Source organism: Hyphomicrobium sp., from assembly GCF_020852195.1.
Lineage (GTDB): Bacteria > Pseudomonadota > Alphaproteobacteria > Rhizobiales > Hyphomicrobiaceae > Hyphomicrobium_C.
Map to the genome: position 1 here is coordinate 1 of NZ_JADZBI010000231.1, position 3,380 is coordinate 3,380.

3 protein-coding genes are annotated in these 3,380 nt (G+C 69.6%); all 3 read left to right on the plus strand.

From position 1 onward, the window contains the following. The coding region (locus tag IT540_RS19030) for a penicillin-binding transpeptidase domain-containing protein (protein ID WP_291181371.1) at positions 1-1,604 on the plus strand (1,604 nt) is incomplete at its 5' end. 6 nt (positions 1,605-1,610) lie between these two features. After that, positions 1,611-2,279 carry a DUF1214 domain-containing protein gene (locus IT540_RS19035; protein WP_291181373.1) on the plus strand — a complete coding sequence of 223 codons (669 nt, stop codon included), beginning with the start codon at positions 1,611-1,613 and terminating at the stop codon, positions 2,277-2,279. A 5-nt stretch (positions 2,280-2,284) separates the two neighbouring features. After that, positions 2,285-2,875, plus strand: coding sequence for a hypothetical protein (locus IT540_RS19040; protein ID WP_291181375.1), 591 nt, complete (start codon positions 2,285-2,287; stop codon positions 2,873-2,875). The last annotated feature ends 505 nt before the right edge of the window (positions 2,876-3,380 follow it).

Sequence of the window (3,380 nt, forward strand, 5' to 3'; positions counted from 1 at the left end):
AGGCCGCCTCGCAGTTCTATTTCGGCAAGTCCGTGCGCGAGGTGAACCTCGCCGAGGCCGCGCTGCTGGCCGGGCTCTACAAGGCGCCGACCACCTATGCGCCGCACATCAACCTGCCGTCGTCGCGCGCACGCACCAACGACGTGCTGCAGAACCTCGTCGAAGCCGGATTCTACACCCCGGCCCAGGTGCACGAGGCGCGGCTGCATCCGGCGCAGATCGTCGAGACGCGCTCAGCCACGAGCCCCGACTGGTTCCTCGACTATGCCTTCGAGGAGGTGCAGCGCCTTGCGGAGGGCAAGAACCAGTACGTGCTGACCGCGCGCACGACCATCGACCTCGCCATGCAGAAGCAGGCGGACGAGGCCCTCGTGACGTTTCTCAAGCAGCGCGGACGCGGCCTGCGCATGAACTCGGGCGCGCTCGTCGCGCTCGAGACGGACGGCGCCGTGAGGGCGATGGTGGGCGGGCCGGACTACGGCGAAAGCCAGTTCAACCGCGCCACGCACGCAAGGCGCCAGCCCGGCTCGTCGTTCAAGATCTACGTCTACGCTGCGGCGCTTGAGAACGGCTACACGCCGACCTCCACCGTTCGCGACGCCTCGCGCTCGTGCGGGCGCTGGCATCCACAGAACTACGGCGGCAGCCACGGCAGCGGGGCGCGCATGCCGCTCTGGATGGCGCTCGCCAAATCGCTCAACACGGTGGCCGCGGAGCTCTCGTTCGCCGTCGGGCGCGAGAAGGTGATCGAGATGACGCAGCGGCTCGGCATCACCGGCATCCGCAAGAGCTGCTCGATGGCACTCGGCGACTACGGCATCCCGCCGATCGAGCACGCAGGAGGACTCGCCACGTTCGCCAACGGCGGCAAGGACGCTCGCCCCTATGCCATCCTCGACATGGTCAATTCACGCGGCGAACTCGTGTACAGCCGGGAAAGAGACGAGCCGGAGCCCGCCCAGCTCGTCTCGCGCAAGGTTGCCGAAGGCATGAACCAGATGATGCAGAGGGTCGTCACGGACGGCACGGCACAGCGCGCTGCGCTCGACTTCACCAACGTGATCGGCAAGACGGGAACCAGCTCCGGTCCGAAGGACGTGTGGTTCGTCGGCGCTACGGGCAAGTATGTCGGCGTGGTGTGGCTTGGCAACGATGACAACCGGCCGATGGCCGGCGGCAACACCGGCGGACAGCTCGCGGCGCCGCTCTGGCAGTCGTTCATGTCGGTCGCCCATCGCGACATGAACATCCCGACGCTGCCGGGCCTCGCGCCGCATCCGGTGCAGATCGCCGAGCAGCAGCGCATCGCCGAGCTCAAGCGTACCAACCCGGCCGCGGCGGCAGCGGAGCTTGGCGCCGCAAAGCCCTCCTCGCCGACGATGACGGAGCCCGCGCGCGAGGCCCTGAAGCGCATCACGGCGGCGCTGCGCAAGGCGGCCGGCGTGGCGGAGCCTCAGCCGGCACCGACCCCGACACCGATCGACGGACGCCCGCAGGCGCCCGCCGCACGCGGCAACCGTGCCGACGCAGCACCACAGCCCAGCCCCGCCTTCGCCTCCGGCGCCAGCGGCCGGGATCTCTCCGACGCCTCCGGCCTGCCGTAGCACCCCATGTCCGCCATCAGCGCCTTCCGCTCCCTCACCTCGCTCAACTTCATGAGCTTCACGCTGCACCGCCTCAAGAAGCGGCTGGCGGCGCTCGTCTCCTACACCGCGGACTGGGCGCTGTTCATCGGCATCGTGCTGCTGCTCGGCCTCGGCTCGAGCTGGTACATGGTGGAGAAGGGCTCGGCGCTGACCACGGTCACGTCCGGCCCGTGGGTGTCCTGGACCTCGGCAGGCCGCCCCGACGCCGATCCCTATACGCGCGCGCACGAGGCGCGGCTCGGCATCCTGCCGCTCTCGACCGAGGTCTCACACACCTTCATCGCCCGCACCGACAGCGAGGGGCGCACGCTGCACTCCTCCTGCGACTATGCGGTGGAAGGGCGTGAGATCGCGAACTTCTGGTGGAGCCTCACGGTGTTCGACGCGGACGGCCGGCTCATTCCGAACGTGCTCGGCCGCTCGACCTTCACCAGCGACACGATGGCGATCAACCCCGACGGCGGCTACATGGCGACGCTCTCGCGCGATGCGCATACAGGGAACTGGCTGCCGACCGGCGGCGCGGGACGACTGGCGCTCGCCTTCACCGTTCTCGACCTCGGCACGCGCGCGGTTGCCCAGGAGGGCGAGATCGAGCGCATGGCACCCACCATCACGCGCAAGGGGTGCTAGCCGTCATGCTTCGTCGTCTCTGGGCCCGCGTACTCTCGATCAACATCCCGCTGGCGGCTGCGGCCCTGTTCGCGGCCGCGATCCTGCACATTCTGGCCACGCTGGCGACGCCACACCTGATCCCGACCTCGGGCTACGGCCGGCTCGCAGGCGACTTGCCGGAGAACACCATGCAGGTGCTGCCCGTGGTGGCGCCCGATGCGCAGCCGCTGCCGTTCCTGTCGCCGGACGCGCGCTATGCGGTCTGCCGCTTCGACACGCGCGACGGTGCCGTCAGCATCTCCGCGGCGCTGCCCGATCCCGGATGGGTGCTCGCGCTCTTCTCGCCCGCGGGCGACAACTTCTTCACGTCGGTCGCCTCGCCCGAGCGGCGGCCGGAGGTGTCGCTGCTGCTCGTGCCGGGCGACGACACGTGGCGGCTGGGCACGGGATCAGGACCCGGCGTCGCGGTCACCGGAGAGGCGACGCTGACTATCCCGGCCAACGAGGGCATCGTCGTCATCCGCGCTCCGGACCGCGGGGAAGCCTACCGGCCGCGCGCCTTGGCCGAGCTCAAGCGTGCGACGTGCCGCTATCGCCGCACGCGGGCGTCGTAGAGGCGCTAAGTGCGGTAAGCAGGGAGAGCTTGCGGCACGTCATGGCCGCCGTCCGCGCGGAGCGCGGCTTCGCCACGACGAGGCGGCTATCCAGGGGCCGCCAGGAGACGTTCGCCTGAATGGCCCTGGATGGCTGGGTCGAGCCCGGCCATGACGTAGAAGAGCCGAGCGGCGATCTTCTGAACACACGTCCGCCCGCTCCATGGCCTGGCGTTGGTGCTTGGTCGCGCGGCTCCTCCTTGCGCTCGCGCACGAGAATCCTGCCGATGTGGCCTTTTGTGGAAACTTGCGTGGGTGCCGGCCTGCGCAGGCATGACGGAGCGTGTGGTGGGTGCAGCTTGCCTCCTTTCGACGTCATCCCGGCGAAGGCCGGGACCCACGCCAGTCTCCGCACATGCGACGCCCGCTGTGGCAGACTCGCGTGCAACCACCTGGTCTGTGATGGTGGATCGAGGTGGGGGCGGGGCGTGCTCGTTGGGGTCCCCCCCACCACCCCCCCCCCCGA

Coding starts and splice junctions, on each gene's coding strand:
- IT540_RS19035 (WP_291181373.1), top strand. CDS start 1,611: ATGTCCGCCATCAGCGCCTTCCGCTCCCTCACCTCGCTCAACTTCATG.
- IT540_RS19040 (WP_291181375.1), top strand. CDS start 2,285: ATGCTTCGTCGTCTCTGGGCCCGCGTACTCTCGATCAACATCCCGCTG.